Here is an 18,763-nt window from a genome sequence, read left to right on the forward strand (position 1 = left end):
GCGGGCTTGCCCCGCGATCAGGATCACTCCATCTCGATGATCACTTGCTCCTGCCACATCTGCGGCAGCTTCTTCGAGGTCGCTTCCCAGGCCGCCGCATCCTTGATTGGCTGCACGGCTTTGTACTGCTCATTGGGCAGCAGTTTGGCCTGAACCTCGGCCGGCAATGTCAGGTGCTCGGCGCGGATCGGCCGGGCGTGACCTTCAGCCAGGTTGATCTGCCCGGCATCACTGAAGATGTACTCGCGGGTCAGCTTGGCGGCGTTGGGGTTCTTGGCGTACTTGTTGATGATGGTGGTATAGCCGGAGATCACCGAACCGTCAGACGGGATCAACACTTCGAAACGATTCGGGTCGATCTGCTGGCGATAGCTCAGGCCGTTGAAGTCCCAGACCACGCCGACTTCGATTTCACCCTTTTCCAGGGTCTGGATCGTCGGGTTGGCCAGCGACAGGCGTTTTTGCTTGGCGAGGTCAGCGAACAGCTCCAGACCCGGCTCGATGTTCTTCTCGCTGCCGCCATTGGCGATGGCGGCAGCCAGCACGCCGTTGGCCGCCTGGGCTGCGGTGCTGACGTCACCGATGGCCACCTTGTACTTGCCATTTTTCAGGTCTGCCCATTTTTTGGGCATGTCAGCTTCCTTCACCACTTGCTTGTTGATGATGAAGGCGATACTGCCGGTATAGGCCAGGGCCCAGTGCCCGTCTTTATCCTTGGCCCATGCTGGCACCTGCTCCCAGGTGCTGGGTTTGTACGGCTGGGTTACGCCCTTGGCCACGGCAATCGGGCCGAAGGCGGCACCGACGTCACCGATGTCGGCGCTGGCGTTGTCTTTTTCGGCATCGAACTTGGCGACTTCCTGGGCCGAGCTCATGTCGGTGTCCATGTGCTTGAGACCGTATTTTTTCGCCAGGTCTTCCCAGGTGCCTTTCCAGTTGGCCCAGGCATCGGGCATGCCCACACTGTTGACTGCGCCTTCCTTGCGGGCGGCGTCTTCGAGGGCCTTGAGGTCGGTGTCGGCGGCCATGGCCGACGTGCACAGGGCGATGGTCGAGCCTAGCAGTGATGCCAGAAAAAGCTGTTTCATCCGAAGCTCCTTGGTGGGTGCCGTGCAAAACGCGAATGGTGTTGTTGGACGTTGTTGCGATTCGGTTGGTCTAGGTCAGCAATACCCGAGCCAAGGTAGGCCTGTTGCATGACAATTTGATGTCCAGCGCCGCACCCGGTCAGGGCTTGCACCCCTGAAAACCAAGCGTAGACCACCTTGGCTGTCATCTGAGATTCATCTGGTTTGCCTAGGCTTGCACTATTCTCATAGCCCTGAAGGCGCCAATTGTGTGCGCCTCCGGTGCTGGACTAGTCCAGATAGGTAACCTTCGATGCAGCCACTGCCGCCGCGAGCAGTAACAGCTATCTGTCATGCCCTGCAGGAGCAGATTGAGCATGGCCTTCTCTCGCCCGGCTGCAAGCTGCCGGCCGAACGCAAGCTCAGCGAAGTGTTCGACACCACGCGTATCACCCTGCGCGAGGCGCTGGTGCAACTGGAGGCGCGCGGGCTGATTTACCGCGAGGAGCGGCGTGGCTGGTTTGTCGCGCCCGAACGGCTGACCTACGACCTGATCGAGCGCAGCCACTTTCATGCGATGGTCCGCGAACAGGGGCGCGAGGCGCGTACGCAGTTGTTGTCGGCGCGTTTGCTACCGGCGGCCGCGGCGGTATGCGCGCGCTTGCAGTTGTCGCCGCTATCGAGCGTGATCCAGATCTGCCGTCTGCGCCGGATTGATGGGCGTGCGGTGCTGTACGCCGAGCATTACCTGAACCCCGAGTATTTTCCGGGCATTCTTGAGCACGACCTCAGCCAGTCGCTGACCGAACTCTATGCCCGCCACTACGGCATCGAATACGGCAGGGTGCGTTTCGAGATCCTGCCGACCGCCTTGCCGGTGGCGGCGGCCACCGCGCTCAAGGTTTCAGCCGGCAGTCCGGGCCTACATATCACCCGGGTCAACAGTGACCAGCAGGGCCGGCTGATCGACTGTGATCTTGAGTACTGGCGGCACGATGCGATCCGCATCAAGGCCGAGGCCGGTTAGCCCTTGTTGGCGGTTTCACCGAACGGTGTGCTGGCATCGCTGGTGATCACCTGCACGCTCAGGCGCGGCGTCGCCAGGTCCAGCCCGGCCTCATCGAGCTGACGCTTGAGCGCCAGGTTGAAGGCCCGCGACACTTCCCATTGCTTGATCGGCGCGGTCTTGAAGCGTGCGCGCAGGATCGCCGAGCCCGATTCGAAACTCTCCACCCCTTGCAGCTCCAGCGGCGACCAGATGTTGCGGCGCATCAACGGGTCGTTGCGCATCTTCTGGCCGACATCGCGAATCAGGCTGATGGCCTGGTCGATGTTCATGCTGTGCGGAATCGCCACGCGGAAAATCGCGTAGCCGAACTCGCGGGAGTAGTTCTTGATGCTCTTGATTTCACTGAACGGGATGGTGTGGACGATGCCGTCGATATCGCGCAGGCGCACGGTGCGGATGGTCAGGCCTTCGACCGTGCCGAGGTGGCCGCCGACATCGACATAGTCGTCAATCGCCAGGGAGTCTTCGATGATGATGAACAGGCCGGTAATCAGGTCGGCGACCAGTGACTGGGCACCAAAGCCGATGGCCAGGCCGATCACCCCGGCACCGGCCAGCAACGGGGTGACGTTCATGCCCATGTTGGCCAGGGCGACGATCACCGCAATGATGAAAATCGCCACGAACAGCACGTTGCGGATCAGCGGCATCATGGTTTGCGCGCGAGTGTTGGCCAGCCCTTTGCGCGAGCGGGTCAAGGCATGGTGCACGGCAGTGTCGGCGAGAATCCACACCAGCCAGGCAGCGATCAGGGTGCCGGCCAGGCCGAGAAGGCGCATCGCAACCTCATGACCTTCGCCTTCGGTGAAACCGATCAGGGAAAAGCCCCAGACCCGCAAGCCCAGCTCGATAAACACCAGCCAGATCGCCATGTGCACCAAGGTGTAGCCAAAGTTGCGCAGGCGTTCGTTATACACCGCCTGACGGCGGTTGGCCCGTTGCGGTTTAAGCCCATGGCGACGCACCAGACCATTGATGACCATGCACAGAATCAGCAGCACCGTGCACATCAACGACTGACGCAGGGCGGTGCTGGTATCACCCGCCGAGATGAACGTGGCAAATAGTGAGATGCCAACCAGCACCAGCGCTGGCAAATACCAGAAGGTCCCGAGGATTTCGATGGTATCGCTAAGCGCCCGGCGGGTCAGGCGCCGAGACAGCGGCTGGTTGCGGATCAGATGAGCGATGGGGCGGCGAAAACGCAGGATGAACAGCGCGGTGGACAGTGCCGCCAGAATGTTGGCCAGGGTTGCCAGCGTGTGCGCCAGGTGATCGCCGAGGGCGCCGGCCATGCGCGGATCATTCATCGCCTCGCCAAAGGCGGCGAAGCTGCCGATCAGCCACAGCGGCCGAAAGGCCTGGTGACGAAGAATATGCAAAGCGCGATGGCGGTGCGGGCCGTCAAGCAGCGAAAAAGCGATGACGCAGATCGCCGAGAAGCAGGTACCCACCACCAGGGCATACGCCAGCACCATGGCCATCGACTTGCCCAGTGACGAGGGCAGGGCGAAGCTCAGGTACACGGTAATCAGCAGCGCCACCAGCCACGGGCCGAGCTTGCGCAAGGCGAAGCGCACCAGGTCCCAGGTGCGTGGGTGCTGTGGCAACTCTTCCGTCAGACCGAAGCGCAGGCGCAGCCGATGGCTGACCCAGTTCAGGGCATAGGCCAGCAGGCTCCAGAGCGCAATGATGGTGGCGAAGCCAAACAGGATGGGGGGCCATTCCTGGAGTGGAACCAGGCGAGCGTTGAATTCGATCTGGGCCAGTTCCAGCTCGCGGGTCCAGCGCGTGAGCGGGCTGGCGTCTCCACTGAACTGCTTTTCCAGCTCGGCGAACGTGCTGCCGATCAGGCCCAGTACGCCTTGCTCGGCAGCCGGTTGCGCCTGCTTGGTGCTGTCGCGCAGCTTCTTCAGGTCGGCCAGCAGCTTGCTGCGTTGCTGATCGTTTTCCAGGTTCTTGATGACTTCGTCCAGGGACTGGGCCAGCGGCTCGCTGGCCTCGGGCTGGGCTTTACTACCGCCAAGCAGGCTCGGCAGGCCGGCAGCGTGGGCCGGGGCCAGGAAGAATAACGCCAGGAATACAGCTAGAACGCGGAAAAAAGCGGGCACCGGACAATCAACCTCAAAACGATCAATCGCCCGAGTGTAGTGTATTTGTCAGTTGAGTTTCTCGAGGATCTTCCAGCACATGATGCCGATCATGCCGAGGGTGCCGATCCACATCATGAACACACCGATGTTGCGTTCGCGCATGCTGAAGCCAATCGTCAACAAGAGCAGGCCGGCAATGACCGGGAGGAACAGGGATTGGAAAGCTGACATGCGGCAAGGTCCTTGGGTTCGGATTTATGCTGCAAGGATAGCGGGTAACGCTGGAAGGGGGTGTGATCGAGGTCAGGCTGTCTGCTTATCCTGGCCTCATCGCCGGCAAGGCCGGCTCCCACAAAGTGATCCTGTGGGAGCTGGCCTTGCCAGCGATGCAGGCGCCGCCGCGCAGTTACGGCAGATCGCGACTGCGATAGAACGCTGTCAGCACCTTGACCAGATGCGCCAGGTCGTGGCTGCCGCACAGCTCGCGGATCGAGTGCATGGCGAAGGTCGGCAGGCCGATGTCCACGGTACGCACACCCAGGTGGCTGGCGGTGATCGGGCCGATGGTCGAGCCGCAACCCATGTCGCTGCGCACCACGAAGCTTTGCACCGGCACTTCCTCGGCCATGCACAGATGGCGGAAGAACCCGGCCGTCTCGCTGTTGGTGGCATAGCGCTGGTTGTTGTTGACCTTGATCACCGGGCCGGCATTGAGCTTGGGACCATGGTTGCCGTCATGCTTGTCGGCATAGTTGGGGTGCACGCCATGGGCGTTGTCCGCCGAGACCAGCAGCGAGCGCTGGATCACGCGGACGAAGTCGTCACCCTCGGGCATCAGGCGGCGCAGGGTCTGTTCGAGCATCGGGCCATCGGCGCCGCAGGCCGAGCAGGAGCCGACTTCTTCGTGGTCGTTGCACACCAGTACACAGGTTTCTTCGCTGTCGGCAGTCAGCAAGGCCTGCAGGCCGGCGTAACAGGACAGCAGATTGTCCAGGCGTGCACCGGCAATGAACTCACCGTTAAGGCCGATCAGCGCGGCGCTTTGGGTATCGTAGAAGCTCAGTTCGTAGTCCAGCACCACATCGGCGTTCAGGCCATGCTCGCGCGCCAGCTGGTCGGTGAGCAGGGCACGGAAATCGACACGCTCGTCACCGGCGACCTGGGCCAGGATCGGTGGCAGTTCGGTCTGCGGGTTGATCGTCCAGCCTTCGTTGGCGGTGCGGTTGAGATGGATCGCCAGGTTGGGGATGACCGCGATCGGCAGCTTGAAGTCGACCAGCTGGCTTTCGACCTTGCCGTCACGGCGGAAGGTCACCCGTCCGGCCAGCGACAGGTCACGGTCGAACCACGGGGCGAGCAGGGCGCCGCCGTAGACTTCAACGCCCAGTTGCCAGAAGCCCTGGCGCTGCAGCTCCGGTTGCGGCTTGACCCGCAGGCACGGGCTGTCGGTATGCGCACCGACCAGGCGGATGCCGTCGAGCAGCGGTGAATGACGACCGAGCTTGAAGGCGATGATCGAGGAGTCGTTGCGGGTCAGGTAATAGCGACCGCCGGCCACGGTGGCCCAGCTGTCGCGCTCGTCCAGGCGCTGGTAACCGGCGGCTTCCAGGCGTTGGGCCAGGGCAGCGGTGGCGTGGAACGGCGTGGGGGAAGCCTTGAGAAAGTCGATCAGGCCTTGGTTCAGTGCATCGCGCATAGGTCACTCCAGACAGCAGTGGCGCGAGTTTAGCGTACTTGGCGGGGGATTTGTGGCGTGCCTATCGCGGGGCAAGTCCGCTCCCACAGGCTACTTTTGATCTCGGTGGGAGCGGGCTTGCCCCGCGATGCGGTGAATCAGAACGGCGCCGGACACTCAAAGCGCAGCCGCTCCCCGGACACCGGGTGAGTAAAGCTGAGCATGCTCGCATGCAGGCACAGGCGCTCATGGGCGGCGAGGGCTTCAGGGTAGGCATACAAACGATCACCCAGCAGTGGATGGCCGATCGACAGCATATGCACGCGCAACTGGTGCGAGCGCCCGGTAATCGGCGTCAGCTCCACCCGGCAGTGATCGCCACAGCGCTCCAGAATGCGCCAGAAGGTCAGCGCATGCTTGCCCTGCTCGTGGTCGACGACATGACGCGGCTTGGTCGGCGGATCGTAGCGCAGGGGCAGGTCAATGCTGCCGCTGTCGAGTTCCGGCTGGCCCCAGCACAGGGCGGTGTAGGCCTTCTCGGTTTCACGGTCATGGAACTGTCGGGACAGCTCGCGGTGACTGTCGGCATCGCGGGCCAGCAGGATAATCCCCGAGGTTTCCCAGTCCAGGCGATGGACGATCAGGGCGTCGGGATAGCCGTTTTCCTGCAGGCGGGTAATCAGGCAATCCTTGTTGTCGTCGGCGCGCCCGGGCACAGACAGCAGCAGAGTCGGTTTGTTGATCACCAGGATCGCGTCATCCTCATAGAGGACGTGAACATTGGACAGCGGCATTACGTGTTCTCTGCAAACGCCAACGGCGACGGCCGGTCCCAGGCTGTAAAGCCCGGGCCCGGCCGTCGCCGTGGCAGGTTACCCGTAGGCGCCGATCAACGATCGGGCAGGGTGATGTTGAGTTCCAGGATCGAGCAGCTGCCCTGGTTTTCCAGAGCGACCTGCACATCATCGGAGCCGATGTTGACGTACTTGCGGATCACCTCCACCAGTTCCTTCTGCAGGGCTGGCAGGTAGTCCGGAGTACTGCGCTGACCGCGCTCGTGCGCCACGATGATCTGTAGACGCTCTTTCGCGACCGAGGCGGTGCTTACTTTTTTGCTGGCACGAAAGAAGTCAAAAAGGTTCATTGGTTAGTTGCCTCCAAACAGGCGCTCGAAGAATCCCTTCTTCTTCACATCAAGGAACCGATGTTCCACATTTTTGCCCAACAGGCGATCGACGGTGTCGCTGTAGGCCTGACCGGCATCGCTCTGGTCGTCGAGAATCACCGGTACGCCCTGGTTCGATGCCTTGAGCACCGCCTGGGATTCCGGGATCACGCCCAGCAGGGCGACCGAGAGGATTTCCTTGACGTCTTCGACGCCAAGCATTTCGCCCTGGCTCACGCGCTCTGGATGGTAGCGGGTGATCAGCAGGTGTTCTTTGATCGGGTCTTCGTTGCGTTCGGCGCGGCGCGATTTGCTTGCCAGCAGGCCGAGCATGCGGTCCGAGTCACGTACCGAGGAGACTTCCGGGTTGGTCACGACGATGGCCTCGTCGGCGAAGTACATCGCCAGGTGGGCACCTTTCTCGATACCGGCCGGGGAGTCGCAGACCACGTATTCGAAGTCTTCCTTGAGCTGCATCAGGACCTTTTCCACGCCTTCCTGGGTCAGCGCGTCCTTGTCACGGGTCTGGCTGGCGGCCAGCACGAAGAGGTTCTCAAGGCGTTTGTCCTTGATCAGCGCCTGCTGCAGGTTGGCTTCGCCGTTGACCACGTTGACGAAGTCATACACTACGCGGCGTTCACAGCCCATGATCAGGTCGAGGTTACGCAGGCCGACGTCGAAGTCGACGATGACCGTCTTGTGACCGCGCAGTGCGAGGCCGGTACCAATAGCGGCGCTGGTGGTGGTCTTACCCACACCACCCTTGCCGGATGTAACCACGAGAATCTTGGCCAAGGTGTTTCACCCCTAATGAAAAAGGACGTTGAGTCCCAAAAAATACAAAAAACGGCAACATCGAAATAAGTTGCGCAGAAAATGGCGGCAAGTATCCGTTAAAGACGGGTGATGTTCAACACGTCACCAGACAGGCTGATCTGCACGCCGGTGCCCCACAACGGATCACGGCGCAGGTCTTCGGAGACCTTGTACTGGCCGGCGATCGAGACCATTTCGGCAGTCAGTTGCTGGCAGAAAATGCGTGCCCGGGTATTGCCCTTGATTCCGGCCAGCGCCCGCCCACGCATTGCACCGTACACATGGATGTTGCCATCGGCGAGAAGTTCCGCGCCCGGACTGACCGACGACACCACGACCAGATCGCCACCCTGGGCGTAGATCTGCTGGCCACCGCGTACTGGCGTCGTGATGATCTTGGTCGGTTTGATCGCCGGTTCCGGCGGCGGAACCGGGGCCGGTGGCGGCTCTGGCTTCTTCACCTCAGGCTCGGGCTCGACCGGCCGCTCGCGCGCGCCGGACGGTGGCAGCACCGGCAGGTCGATGGCGATGGCCGCGGCGATGTCTTCGATGCGGCTGGCACGAATGGCCAGGGTGCGCAGGCCGTGATGGCGGCAGACGCGCATCAGCCCGGGCAGATCGATCGGACCTTCACCCGCCGGCAGCTTGTCCAGGGCCAGCACCAGCGGCGTGTTGCTGAAAAAATTCGGTGCCTGGGCAACCTTGGCCGCCAACTGCCGGTCGAGGCCTTCGAGGTTGTTCCGGGCGAGCTCGAGCACGGTGATGGCGAGCATGCTGCCCTTGAGCTGGAACACAGGGTCTTGGTCTGGCGTTTGGGTTTGGCTCATGGTCTGCATAGGGCGGCTTGTTACGAAAAAGTGCCCAGACTTATAACGAGAACGCCGGTTAGCCGCAACCCGTGCCGAACCGTTGTAGAATGCCCGGCCATTGTCTTTCCGGAATCTTTAATGGATCGCCCGCGTTTTCGTCGTTACTTTCTGCACCCGCGCTTCTGGCCGCTGTGGCTGGGCCTGGGGCTGTTGTGGCTGATCGTGCAGCTGCCATACCGGGTATTGCTGGTGATCGGCCGTGTGCTCGGGGCCTTGATGTACCGGGTAGCCGGTGAGCGCCGCTATATTGCGGGGCGCAACCTGGAACTGTGCTTCCCGGAGCTACCGTCCGTCGAGCGGAAGCGTCTGCTCAAGGAAAACTTCGCCTCCACCGGCATCGCCTTCTTCGAAATGGCCATGAGCTGGTGGTGGCCAAAGGCCCGTTTGGCGCGCCTGGCGCACATCGAAGGCCTGGAACACCTGCAAGCCGCTCAGCGTGATGGCCAGGGGGCCATCCTGATGGCATTGCACTTCACTACCCTGGAAATTGGCGCGGCCCTGCTCGGTCAGGAGCACACCATCGACGGCATGTACCGTGAGCACGGCAACCCGGTGTTCGACTACATTCAGCGCCGCGGCCGCGAGCGGCACAACCTTGACTCGCTGGCCATCGAGCGTGAGGACGTGCGCGGCATGCTCAAGCTGCTGCGCGCCGGGCGTGCGATCTGGTATGCACCGGATCAGGACTACGGCGCCAAGCAGAGCCTGTTCGTGCCGCTGTTCGGCATCCAGGCCGCGACAGTCACCGCCACCACCAAGTTTGCCCGGCTGGGCAAGGCGCGGGTGATTCCCTTCACCCAGCAGCGCCTGGCGGACGGCAGCGGCTATCGGCTGGTGATTCATCCGCCGCTGGAGGATTTCCCGGGTGAGACCGAAGAAGCCGATTGCCTGCGTATCAACCAATGGATTGAAGTGGCGTTGCGCGAGTGCCCGGAGCAGTATCTGTGGGCGCATCGGCGCTTCAAGTCGCGTCCGCCGGGGGCGCCGAAGCTCTACAAAAAACGGCGTTGAGGCGATCGCGGGGCAAGCCCGCTCCCACAGGCAGGAAAAATCCTGGTGGGAGCGGGCTTGCCCCGCGATGAATTCACCACAATCTCCCAGGAAGGCAGTATGTCAGCACCGATCACAGGATTGATCCTCTCCGGCGGTGGCGCCCGCGCCGCCTACCAGGTCGGTGTGCTGGCCGGGATTGCCGACCTGCTGCCGCCTGGCGCGGCCAATCCGTTTCCGGTGATCGTCGGTACCTCCGCGGGTGCCATCAACGCCGTGACCCTGGCCAGCGGCGCGACGCACTTTGCCGATGCGATCCGGCGCCTGACCAGTTTCTGGCAGGGCTTTCGCAGCCATCAGGTACTGCGCAGCGACTGGCCGGGGGTGATTCGCCAGGCCAGCCGCTTCGTCGGTCACAGTTTGCTCGGTCTTGGATCGCCGGTACCGGTGGCCTTGCTCGACAGTTCGCCGTTGCGTCATCTACTTAACCAGAACCTGGACATGAGCGGCATCGGCCATGCCCTCGAACAACAGCACCTGCACGCAGTGGCGGTGACCGCTTTCGGCTACGAGTCCGGCCAGGCGGTAACCTTCTATCAAGGCCGCGGCGCCATTGATCCCTGGTTGCGCCACCGGCGCATCGGTCTGCCTACCCGTTTGAGTGTCGAGCACTTGCTGGCCAGCTCAGCCATTCCGCTGCTGTTCGCGCCGGTCAAGCTGGGCGAGGAGTACTTCGGTGACGGCGCGGTGCGCCAGTCGGCACCGATCAGCCCGGCCCTGCACCTGGGGGCCAGCCGGGTGCTGGTGGTCGGTGTCAGCGGTAACCCGCAGCGTCCGGTCGAGGGCGAGCCGCGTCCGCGGATTTTCAGTGGCCAGCAGCCGAGCCTGGCACAGATCGGTGGGCATATGCTCAACAGCACCTTCATCGACAGCCTGGAAGACGACATCGAGTTGCTGCAGCGCCTCAACCATCTCAGCCACCTGATGCCCGAGCATCTGGAACGCCGGCGCCTGGGCCTGGCGCCGGTAGACGTGCTGGTGGTTGCGCCAAGCCAGCCACTGGATGAAATCGCCGCCCGCCATCGGCGTGAGCTGCCCGCGGCTTTGCGCCTGTTCCTGCGCGGTCCGGGCGCGACCAAAACCAGCGGTGCCGGGGTGCTCAGCTACCTGCTGTTCGAAGCCGGTTATTGCAGCGAACTGATCGAGCTGGGACGGCGCGATGCCCTGGCCAAGCGTCGGGAGTTGTGCAACTTCCTCGGCTTGCCCCAGGTGACAGGCTGAATCGAACTACTCGGCGATCTGCAGCTTGCGCGCTTCGGTGTAGACGTAGCGGACCTTCTCGTATTCGAACGGTGAGTTCAGCTGACCGTAGCGGAAACGGGTGGTGTAACGCTTGTCGACCGCCCGCAGCACCACCACTTCCGGATGATTGCTGCTGACTTCGGCAACGTTGAGGAAGTTGATCTGGTTCTCGGCGGCGAAGTCCACTGCCAATCCACCGGTATCGCGCAGGTTCGACGGTCCGAGAATCGGCAGCATCAGGTACGGGCCGTCCGGCACGCCATAGAAGCCCAGGGTCTGGCCGAAGTCTTCGCTCTGGTGCGGCAGGCCCATCTTGCTTGCCGGGTCCCACAGGCCGGCGACGCCAATGGTGGTGTTGAGCAACAGGCGTGCGGTGATTTCCATCGAACGCTGGCCCTTGAGCTGTAGCAGGCTATTGAGCAGGTTGGGGACATCGCCCAGGTTGCTGAAGAAGTTGCTCACGCCGCTACGGACAAAGCCCGGGGTGATGTAGCGGTAGCCATCGACCACCGGCAGGAATACCCATTGGTCAAAGCGGTAGTTGAAGTGGTAGATCCGCCGGTTCATCGACTCCAGGGGGTCATAGACATTCAGCGCGGCGAGCGTCGAACGTTCGAACTCACGCTGGTTCAGTCCCGGGTTGAATTTGAGTTCTTTGAGTGGCTGGGTGAAGCCATCGGCTTCGACAACACTGGCACGCGGAGCGGGTTCTTCGGCCTGGGCCAGTCCACTGGCAAGGAGTGCAGTCGCAATCAGTAGGCGTTTAACCACGGAAAAACTCCAGCATGGCGTCGCTGTTGACGCGGTAGTTGAGGTTGCCGCAATGGCCGCCGTGGGGGTAAAGGGTCAAGCGTTCGCCAAAGGTTTTGCGCAGAAAGCCGATGTCGCCGGGGCCGAGGATCACATCGTCGGCGTTGTGCATCACGGCCACTTTCGGGCTCTGCTGCAGGTAATCCTTGAGGGCATACAGGCTGACCTGGTCAACCAGTTGCAGCAGGCTGCCACCGTCGGTACGGGCGCGCCACATGGGAATGACCTGCTCGGTGATGTAGCAATCGAAGTCGCACTGCAGCGCCCGTTTGAAAAACGGCGTGAGGCTGCTGCTTTCGGTGATCGGGTATTTGGGCGGGATAATCAGCCCGCGGCGGTTGATCAGGTCGGAAGTGAACGCGATGTCGGCGGCCGAGAAACGGAACGAAGTGCCGATGACCATGGCCATCTGCTCGTTGCTCAGGTGCTGGCGCGACTGCTGGAAGTCATAGAGCAGGGCATCGTTGAGGTCGATGTAGCCTTTTTGCTGGAAGTAGCGGGTCAGCTTGTTCAGGACCAGCTCGTAGAACGTGGTGCTGCTGTTGACGCCCTTGACCTCGGTTTGCACCAGTTTGTCGAGGTTGGTGATCGAGGTGTAGAGATTGACCGGCGGGTTGAGCAGCAGTACGCGCTTGAAGTTGAAGCTGCGCCGGGTTTCGTCCAGATGGCTGACGAACGCCGCATCCAGGGCGCCGAGGCTATAGCCGCTGAGGTAGTACTCGGTGACTGGCAGGCGCGGATGTTGCGCACGCACGCCCTGCATGACCCGGTACAAGTCTTCGGCGTCATCACTGGTGACGCCGGGGGTGGCGAAGCGTGAAGCCGAGGTGATGAAGTCGAAACTGGTCGGCGAGGACAGTTGCACCACGTGGTAACCGGCTTTGTAAAACAGCTTTTTGAGGTATTCGTTGATGCTGCTGGAGTAGGGCGCACCGGTACCGGCAATGAGAAAGATCAGCGGTGCCGGGTGGTCCTGCTTGGCCAGGCGGTACTTGAGCTGTTTCACCGCCCAGAAATTGTCGGGGAGTGTGAAAGCGCGCTCCGGGCGCATGTTCAGGCTGTAGTCGGACTGGGTGATGTCATCGTCGCTGGGCAACTCCGGGCGCAAGTCCGGCGGCGTGGTGGCGATGGTCGCCTCGAACGGGTTGGTCAGCGGGTAGCCGTAACTGGCGGCATCGATATCTTGCGCCGAAGCGGACGCACTCAGGATTAGGCCGCCCAGGAGGGCGGTGAGGCGTATTGATCGAAGCATGACGGATCCCCAAAAAAGCTGCAGCAAAGTGCGTTACGCAGGCTAGGACCATCGTGTCCCTGGCAAAGTTGCCTGGCGCTCCGGCATTTATCGTTCCTGATGTTGCCGTTTTCACCGGTAGCGCGGCAACAATTGGTTCCATTTATCTTCTGTTCAAAGTAGTCGAGGCTGGCGCTTTTGCCTTGCATAGACAGCCCGGAGCTTTATGCTGGGCGCCGATTTCGATGATTCCGGAGCGTTCCATGTCCCGCCGTTTGCCACTGATCACCTTGTTGCTGTTCCTGCCCCTGTGGCTGGCGGTCAGTTACGGGGTGCGTTATGTCCTGATGGAAGACGCACAGTGGGTGGGTGTCTGCGCCGAACAGGCGCAAGTGTGGCAATGCCAGGCACGTTCGGTACTGGGGTTGATGATTCACTTCAGGGTTATTGCCTGGACCGCGCTGGGCCTGGCATTGCTGGCCCAGTTGCTGCCGGCGCGAGCGGGCTGGCGTCTGGCCGTGCTGGCGCTGCTGTTCGCGATTCCGGCGCTGGTGTTGTATAGCGCCAGTATCGCGGTGTTTGCCGTGGTGTTGGCCGGGTTGCGTCTGGTGCGGCGGTCTAGCTGATATCGAGTGGACCTAATCGCGGGGCAAGCCCGCTCCCACAGACTCACCATCCCACAGTGGGAGCGGGCTTGCCCCGCGATGGCCATCACTGCTGCGCGCGAACCCTCAGGCTACGCCACAACGCCCCCACCATCAGCACACTGACCCCGGCCCAGACCAGCGCCTGCTGGTTGCTCAGGCCCTCACGGAACAGCTGCGGGGCGATACCGGCGCCGACGATGAACGCCAGCAGACCGATCTCGGCGCGCGGGCCGCGTACCGGACGCAGCAGGTAGACCACCGCAGGCAGCAGCAGTGCGGCGCTCGGGAAGCTGCGATAACGCGGATCGAACACCAGCGCCAGCATGCTCACCGCTGCGGCAAAACCCGCCGCCAGCAACCACCAGCCCGCCCGAGCCTCAAGCCAGGCGAAGACCCGCTCGCGCCAGCCGTCACGTTGCGCCAGCGCCAGGGCACCGTGGGCCAGGACGATCAGGTTCAATCCGCCCAGCAGCACCGCCCAGATCCACTCACCGGCAAAGCGGCTGTTGATCCGCACCAACTCGCCCCACAAGCCCAGGCTCGCAGCACCCAAGGCAGCCAGCAGCGGCAACAGCAAGGCAGACCGCGTACCGCGTACGCGGCCGGCAAGCACCAGGGTGGCAACAAACAGCAGACCACAGGCAATCAACCATTGCGGCCAGAGCGCCAGGTTGCTGACTGGCCCTTCAAGAATGCCTTTGTCTTCACGGTCGGCGTCGTACAAGCCCCAGTAACCGCCGACCGCGCCTTCGCTGGCACGCTTCCACGGCTGGTCGAATGCTTCGATCAGGTTGTAGTGCCAGCCGTGCTGTTCGGCCATGGCGACAAAGCCGCGAATGAAGCGTGCTTCATTGACCCGGCTGGGCAGGGCGGTTTCGCGCTGACGGCCTTCGCTGGGCCAGCCGGTTTCACCGATGACGATGTCCTTGGGCGCAAAGCGGTTGCCGAACACCTGACGGATCTCGCCAACATGCACCAGGGCGTCGTCGATACTTTTGGGATCATCTTCCCAGTAAGGCAGCAGGTGAATGGTCAGGAAGTCCACGGTCGGGGCGATTTCCGGGTGCTGCAGCCAGAACTCCCAGACATCGGCGTAGGTCACCGGCACGCTGACCTGGCTTTTCACCTGGTTGATCAACGCCGCCAGTTGCGGGCCGGTGACCTCTTTGCGCAGCAGCGTCTCGTTGCCGACGATTACCGCTTTGACCACGTCAGGGTTGGCGTTGGCCGAGGCGATCAGGGCCTTGACCTCTTTTTGCGTGTCCACCGGGTTGGCGTTGATCCAGGCGCCGAGCATGACTTTCAAACCATGCTTGCGTGCAAGCTCCGGGATCATCTCCAGCCCGGTCATCGAATAGGTACGGATGCATTCGAAGCGCTGGGCCAGCAGGGCCAGGTCGGCGTCGATGCGCGCCGGACGCAGCTGGAACGGCTGGTCGAACGGCGACTGGTCCTTGTCGAACGGCGTGTAGGAAGCGCACTGCAGTTTATGCGAGGCACTGGCCGCATCCGGCAGGACCACCGGCTTGCCCAGCCCGTACCAGAGCCCTCCCAGCGCAAACAGGCCGAGCAGGCAGGCGAACAGATAGGGCAGCAGCGGAAAGCGGGCAGTCGGGGACATGGATCGGACCGTCAGGGAGCAAAGCCGCCAATAGTACCTGCAAATGGCACGGGCTAAAGCCTCGGCAGGCAAAGTTACCCCGGTTGGATGTTGCTTCATGTAACTGCACAGCGGGCTGGCGATGTGATGTCGCTTGTCGCTGCCTGGAGGTCGTTGCCAGAGCAGGTCAGCGGGCATCAGCGGTTGATGATGCAGGTTCCGTGACGTGACGAGGGGAAGCTTTGATGAAAATGCGACGACTCCTGGGGGTGGGCACCGCCCTGGTAATGGCCATCGGCGCTGCGCAGGCGATGGCCAAGGAAGTAAGCATCGGCTACGTCGATGGTTGGTCCGACAGTGTGGCGACCACCAACGTGGCGGCCGAAGTGATCAGGCAGAAGCTCGGCTACGACGTCAAGCTGCAGGCCGTGGCCACCGGGATCATGTGGCAGGGGGTGGCGACCGGCAAGCTCGACGCGATGATGTCGGCCTGGTTGCCGGTAACCCATGGCGATTACTGGAACAAGAACAAAGATAACGTCGTCGATTACGGCCCTAACTTCAAAGACGCCAAGATCGGCCTGATCGTCCCCGACTACGTCAAGGCCAGTTCCCTGGCCGACCTCAAGAGCGACGACAGCTTCAAGCACAAGATCGTCGGCATCGACGCCGGCTCCGGGGTCATGCTCAAGACCGATCAGGCCATCAAGGACTACGACCTCAGCGGCTACAAACTCCAGGCCAGTTCCGGCGCGGCGATGACCGCCGAACTGGGTCGCGCCTATGCCAAGCAACAATCGATCGCCGTCACCGGCTGGGTGCCGCACTGGATGTTCGCCAAGTGGAAACTCAAGTTCCTTGAAGACCCCAAAGGCGTGTATGGCGCAGCAGAAACCGTCAACAGCATCGGCAGCAAGGAACTGGCAAGCAAGGCACCGGAAGTGGCGGACTTTCTGAAGAAGTTCCAGTGGCAGTCCAAGGACGAAATCGGTGAGGTCATGTTGGCCATTCAAGAGGGCGCAAAACCCGAAGCCGCAGCCAAGGACTGGGTAGCCAAACACCCTGAACGCGTCGCCGAGTGGACCGCTAAATAATGGCCTAAGGCTTCTATCTGGCACCTTCCAGGGCCGCAGCACCAGAAACGGTGCTGCGGCCCTTGTCGTTTCTGGCTGTTACCGAATCGGTAAAACAGTTTTGCATCTAAGACTAAGGTCGTCTGGAGTGCGTCCAAAGGCAGCATAAAGTGGAGTCCGTACTACCTAATCTGTGCTGCGAGGACAAAAACAATGAACGACAGCATTTATCTCTCGATACAAAACAGCCCGCGGTTCAAGGAGCTGGTGTCAAAACGCGAACGTTTCGCCTGGATTCTCTCGGCGATCATGCTCGGTCTCTACTCCGCTTTCATCCTGTTGATCGCCTATGGTCCGCATGTATTGGGTACCAGGCTCAGCCCTGACTCGTCGATTACCTGGGGGATTCCCCTCGGTGTCGGTCTGATCCTTTCGGCGTTCGTGCTGACTGCGATCTACGTGCGTCGCGCCAACGGTGAGTTCGATGAGATGAACAAAGCGATTCTCAAGGAGGCACAGCAATGATCCGGCGTCTTCTGGCAACCCTGGCCTTCGGCATCTTCGCACCTGCCGTGTGGGCCGCCGACGCCCTCACCGGCGAGGTGCACAAACAACCGTTGAACGTCGCGGCGATCCTCATGTTCGTCGCCTTCGTCGGTGCCACCCTGTGCATCACCTACTGGGCGTCCAAACGTAACAACTCCGCCTCCGACTACTATGCCGCCGGCGGGCGTATCACCGGTTTTCAGAACGGTCTGGCGATTGCCGGTGACTACATGTCGGCAGCTTCCTTCCTGGGTATTTCCGCCCTGGTGTTCACCTCCGGCTACGACGGCCTGATCTACTCGATCGGCTTCCTGGTCGGCTGGCCGATCATTCTCTTCCTGATCGCCGAACGCCTGCGCAACCTGGGTAAATACACCTTTGCCGACGTTGCCTCGTACCGTCTCGGGCAAAAAGAAATCCGCACCCTGTCGGCCTCCGGCTCCTTGGTGGTGGTGGCGTTCTACCTGATCGCGCAAATGGTCGGCGCCGGTAAGCTGATCCAGCTGCTGTTCGGTCTGGACTACCACGTCGCGGTGATCCTGGTCGGTATCCTGATGTGCCTGTACGTGCTGTTCGGCGGCATGCTGGCGACTACCTGGGTACAGATCATCAAGGCCGTGCTGCTGCTCTCCGGTGCCAGCTTCATGGCGCTGATGGTGATGAAACACGTCAACTTCGACTTCAACGCGCTGTTCTCCCAGGCCATCGATGTTCACCCTAAAGGTGAAGCGATCATGAGCCCGGGCGGTCTGGTCAAAGACCCGATCTCGGCCTTCTCCCTGGGTCTGGCGCTGATGTTCGGTACCGCTGGCCTGCCGCACATCCTGATGCGCTTCTTCACCGTCAGCGACGCCAAGGAAGCCCGCAAGAGCGTGCTGTATGCGACCGGTTTCATCGGCTACTTCTACATCCTGACCTTCATCATCGGCTTCGGCGCAATCCTGCTGGTCAGCACCAACCCTGAATTCAAGGACGCCGCTGGCGCCCTGATCGGCGGCAACAACATGGCTGCGGTGCACCTGGCCGACGCCGTCGGTGGCAGTGTGTTCCTCGGCTTCATCTCGGCGGTAGCCTTTGCGACCATTCTGGCAGTAGTGGCCGGCCTGACCCTGGCCGGTGCTTCGGCGGTGTCCCACGACCTGTACGCCAGCGTGATCAAGAAAGGCAAGGCCAACGAGAAGGATGAAATCCGCGTCTCGAAGATCACCACCATTGCCCTGGCGGTACTGGCGATCGGTCTGGGTATCCTGTTCGAAAGCCAGAACATCGCCTTCATGGTCGGCCTGGCGTTCTCGATTGCCGCCAGCTGCAACTTCCCGGTACTGCTGCTTTCGATGTACTGGAAAAAGCTGACCACCCGTGGCGCCATGATCGGCGGCTGGATGGGCCTGATCAGTGCGGTAGCGCTGATGGTGCTCGGCCCGACCATCTGGGTACAGATCCTCGGTCACGAAAAAGCCATCTACCCGTACGAGTACCCGGCGCTGTTCTCGATGCTGATTGCCTTCGCAGGGATCTGGTTCTTCTCGATCACTGACAAGTCCCAGGCAGCTGATAAAGAACGTGCGCTGTTCTTCCCGCAATTCGTTCGCTCGCAGACCGGTCTGGGGGCCAGTGGCGCAGTCTCGCACTGATAGCTGAGTACAAATCGCGGGGCAAGCCCGCTCCCACCGGTCCCGGTGGGAGCGGGCTTGCCCCGCGATCGTTTTCCAGTTGATCACACCAGCTAATGGCCCTCTGCTGTCGCTGGGAAATTTCCGAAGATCGCTCGGACCGGTCTTACTCTTCGAAGCGAGCCAACCCCGAATAA

Annotated in this window: 18 protein-coding genes; 7 read left to right on the plus strand and 11 right to left on the minus strand. The window is 61.8% G+C overall.

Annotation, left to right across the window (positions count from 1 at the left end; translation table 11 throughout):
• Positions 1 to 23: 23 nt before the first annotated feature.
• Positions 24 to 1,088, minus strand: a complete 1,065-nt coding sequence (locus ACVI9W_RS18920; protein WP_157191595.1) for an ABC transporter substrate-binding protein — start codon at positions 1,086 to 1,088, stop codon at positions 24 to 26.
• A 292-nt stretch (positions 1,089 to 1,380) separates the two neighbouring features.
• Between ACVI9W_RS18920 and phnR the strand changes: the two genes are divergently transcribed.
• Complete coding sequence (gene phnR / locus ACVI9W_RS18925; RefSeq protein ID WP_461530809.1) at positions 1,381 to 2,094, plus strand: phosphonate utilization transcriptional regulator PhnR; 714 nt, start codon at positions 1,381 to 1,383, stop codon at positions 2,092 to 2,094.
• Here the strand turns inward: phnR and ACVI9W_RS18930 are convergent.
• From ACVI9W_RS18930 to minC, 7 genes are all read right to left on the minus strand, one after another.
• Positions 2,091 to 4,247, minus strand: coding sequence for a mechanosensitive ion channel domain-containing protein (locus tag ACVI9W_RS18930; RefSeq protein WP_461530810.1), 2,157 nt, complete (start codon positions 4,245 to 4,247; stop codon positions 2,091 to 2,093). The genes phnR and ACVI9W_RS18930 overlap by 4 nt on opposite strands.
• 48 nt (positions 4,248 to 4,295) lie before the next feature.
• Positions 4,296 to 4,460 (minus strand): hypothetical protein, encoded by a 165-nt coding sequence (locus ACVI9W_RS18935; protein ID WP_191832886.1) that lies wholly within the window; start codon positions 4,458 to 4,460, stop codon positions 4,296 to 4,298.
• A gap of 175 nt (positions 4,461 to 4,635) precedes the next feature.
• Complete coding sequence (locus ACVI9W_RS18940) at positions 4,636 to 5,925, minus strand: M18 family aminopeptidase (RefSeq protein WP_461530811.1); 1,290 nt, start codon at positions 5,923 to 5,925, stop codon at positions 4,636 to 4,638.
• Positions 5,926 to 6,062: 137 nt separating this feature from the next.
• Positions 6,063 to 6,698 carry an RluA family pseudouridine synthase gene (locus tag ACVI9W_RS18945; protein ID WP_038608228.1) on the minus strand — a complete coding sequence of 212 codons (636 nt, stop codon included), beginning with the start codon at positions 6,696 to 6,698 and terminating at the stop codon, positions 6,063 to 6,065.
• 95 nt (positions 6,699 to 6,793) lie between these two features.
• Positions 6,794 to 7,048, minus strand: coding sequence for a cell division topological specificity factor MinE (gene minE / locus ACVI9W_RS18950; RefSeq protein WP_010224188.1), 255 nt, complete (start codon positions 7,046 to 7,048; stop codon positions 6,794 to 6,796).
• Positions 7,049 to 7,051: 3 nt separating this feature from the next.
• Positions 7,052 to 7,864 (minus strand): septum site-determining protein MinD, encoded by an 813-nt coding sequence (gene minD / locus ACVI9W_RS18955; protein ID WP_038608231.1) that lies wholly within the window; start codon positions 7,862 to 7,864, stop codon positions 7,052 to 7,054.
• A gap of 98 nt (positions 7,865 to 7,962) precedes the next feature.
• Positions 7,963 to 8,721: a septum site-determining protein MinC gene (gene minC / locus ACVI9W_RS18960; protein WP_410457966.1), complete on the minus strand. Its 759-nt coding sequence runs from the start codon at positions 8,719 to 8,721 to the stop codon at positions 7,963 to 7,965.
• A gap of 111 nt (positions 8,722 to 8,832) precedes the next feature.
• On the opposite strand from minC, the gene ACVI9W_RS18965 reads away from it, so the two are divergent.
• Together ACVI9W_RS18965 and ACVI9W_RS18970 are read left to right on the plus strand one after the other, a co-directional pair.
• Positions 8,833 to 9,765, plus strand: a complete 933-nt coding sequence (locus tag ACVI9W_RS18965; protein WP_461530812.1) for a lipid A biosynthesis lauroyl acyltransferase — start codon at positions 8,833 to 8,835, stop codon at positions 9,763 to 9,765.
• 99 nt (positions 9,766 to 9,864) lie between these two features.
• Positions 9,865 to 11,025, plus strand: a complete 1,161-nt coding sequence (locus ACVI9W_RS18970) for a patatin-like phospholipase family protein (RefSeq protein WP_461530813.1) — start codon at positions 9,865 to 9,867, stop codon at positions 11,023 to 11,025.
• A gap of 6 nt (positions 11,026 to 11,031) precedes the next feature.
• On the opposite strand, the gene ACVI9W_RS18975 is transcribed toward ACVI9W_RS18970, so the two are convergent.
• Both ACVI9W_RS18975 and ACVI9W_RS18980 read right to left on the minus strand, forming a co-directional pair.
• Entirely contained in the window at positions 11,032 to 11,817 is a 786-nt protein-coding gene (locus ACVI9W_RS18975; protein WP_461530814.1) for an MlaA family lipoprotein, read from the minus strand.
• Entirely contained in the window at positions 11,810 to 13,108 is a 1,299-nt protein-coding gene (locus tag ACVI9W_RS18980; RefSeq protein ID WP_461530815.1) for a serine/threonine protein kinase, read from the minus strand. Before ACVI9W_RS18980 ends, ACVI9W_RS18975 begins: the two co-directional genes overlap by 8 nt.
• Positions 13,109 to 13,350: 242 nt before the next feature.
• Between ACVI9W_RS18980 and ACVI9W_RS18985 the strand changes: the two genes are divergently transcribed.
• Positions 13,351 to 13,713 carry a hypothetical protein gene (locus tag ACVI9W_RS18985; protein WP_461530816.1) on the plus strand — a complete coding sequence of 121 codons (363 nt, stop codon included), beginning with the start codon at positions 13,351 to 13,353 and terminating at the stop codon, positions 13,711 to 13,713.
• Positions 13,714 to 13,798: 85 nt separating this feature from the next.
• On the opposite strand, the gene ACVI9W_RS18990 is transcribed toward ACVI9W_RS18985, so the two are convergent.
• Positions 13,799 to 15,355, minus strand: a complete 1,557-nt coding sequence (locus tag ACVI9W_RS18990) for a glycoside hydrolase family 17 protein (protein ID WP_461530817.1) — start codon at positions 15,353 to 15,355, stop codon at positions 13,799 to 13,801.
• Between the two features lie 224 nt (positions 15,356 to 15,579).
• On the opposite strand from ACVI9W_RS18990, the gene ACVI9W_RS18995 reads away from it, so the two are divergent.
• From ACVI9W_RS18995 to ACVI9W_RS19005, 3 genes are all read left to right on the plus strand, one after another.
• Positions 15,580 to 16,428, plus strand: coding sequence for a glycine betaine ABC transporter substrate-binding protein (locus ACVI9W_RS18995; protein ID WP_461530818.1), 849 nt, complete (start codon positions 15,580 to 15,582; stop codon positions 16,426 to 16,428).
• Between the two features lie 192 nt (positions 16,429 to 16,620).
• Positions 16,621 to 16,932 (plus strand): DUF485 domain-containing protein, encoded by a 312-nt coding sequence (locus ACVI9W_RS19000; RefSeq protein WP_038608249.1) that lies wholly within the window; start codon positions 16,621 to 16,623, stop codon positions 16,930 to 16,932.
• Complete coding sequence (locus ACVI9W_RS19005; protein ID WP_461530819.1) at positions 16,929 to 18,587, plus strand: cation acetate symporter; 1,659 nt, start codon at positions 16,929 to 16,931, stop codon at positions 18,585 to 18,587. The genes ACVI9W_RS19000 and ACVI9W_RS19005 overlap by 4 nt, the downstream gene beginning before the upstream one ends.
• Positions 18,588 to 18,763 lie beyond the last annotated feature (176 nt).

The sequence above is a fragment of the Pseudomonas sp. 210_17 TE3656 genome (assembly GCF_054821965.1).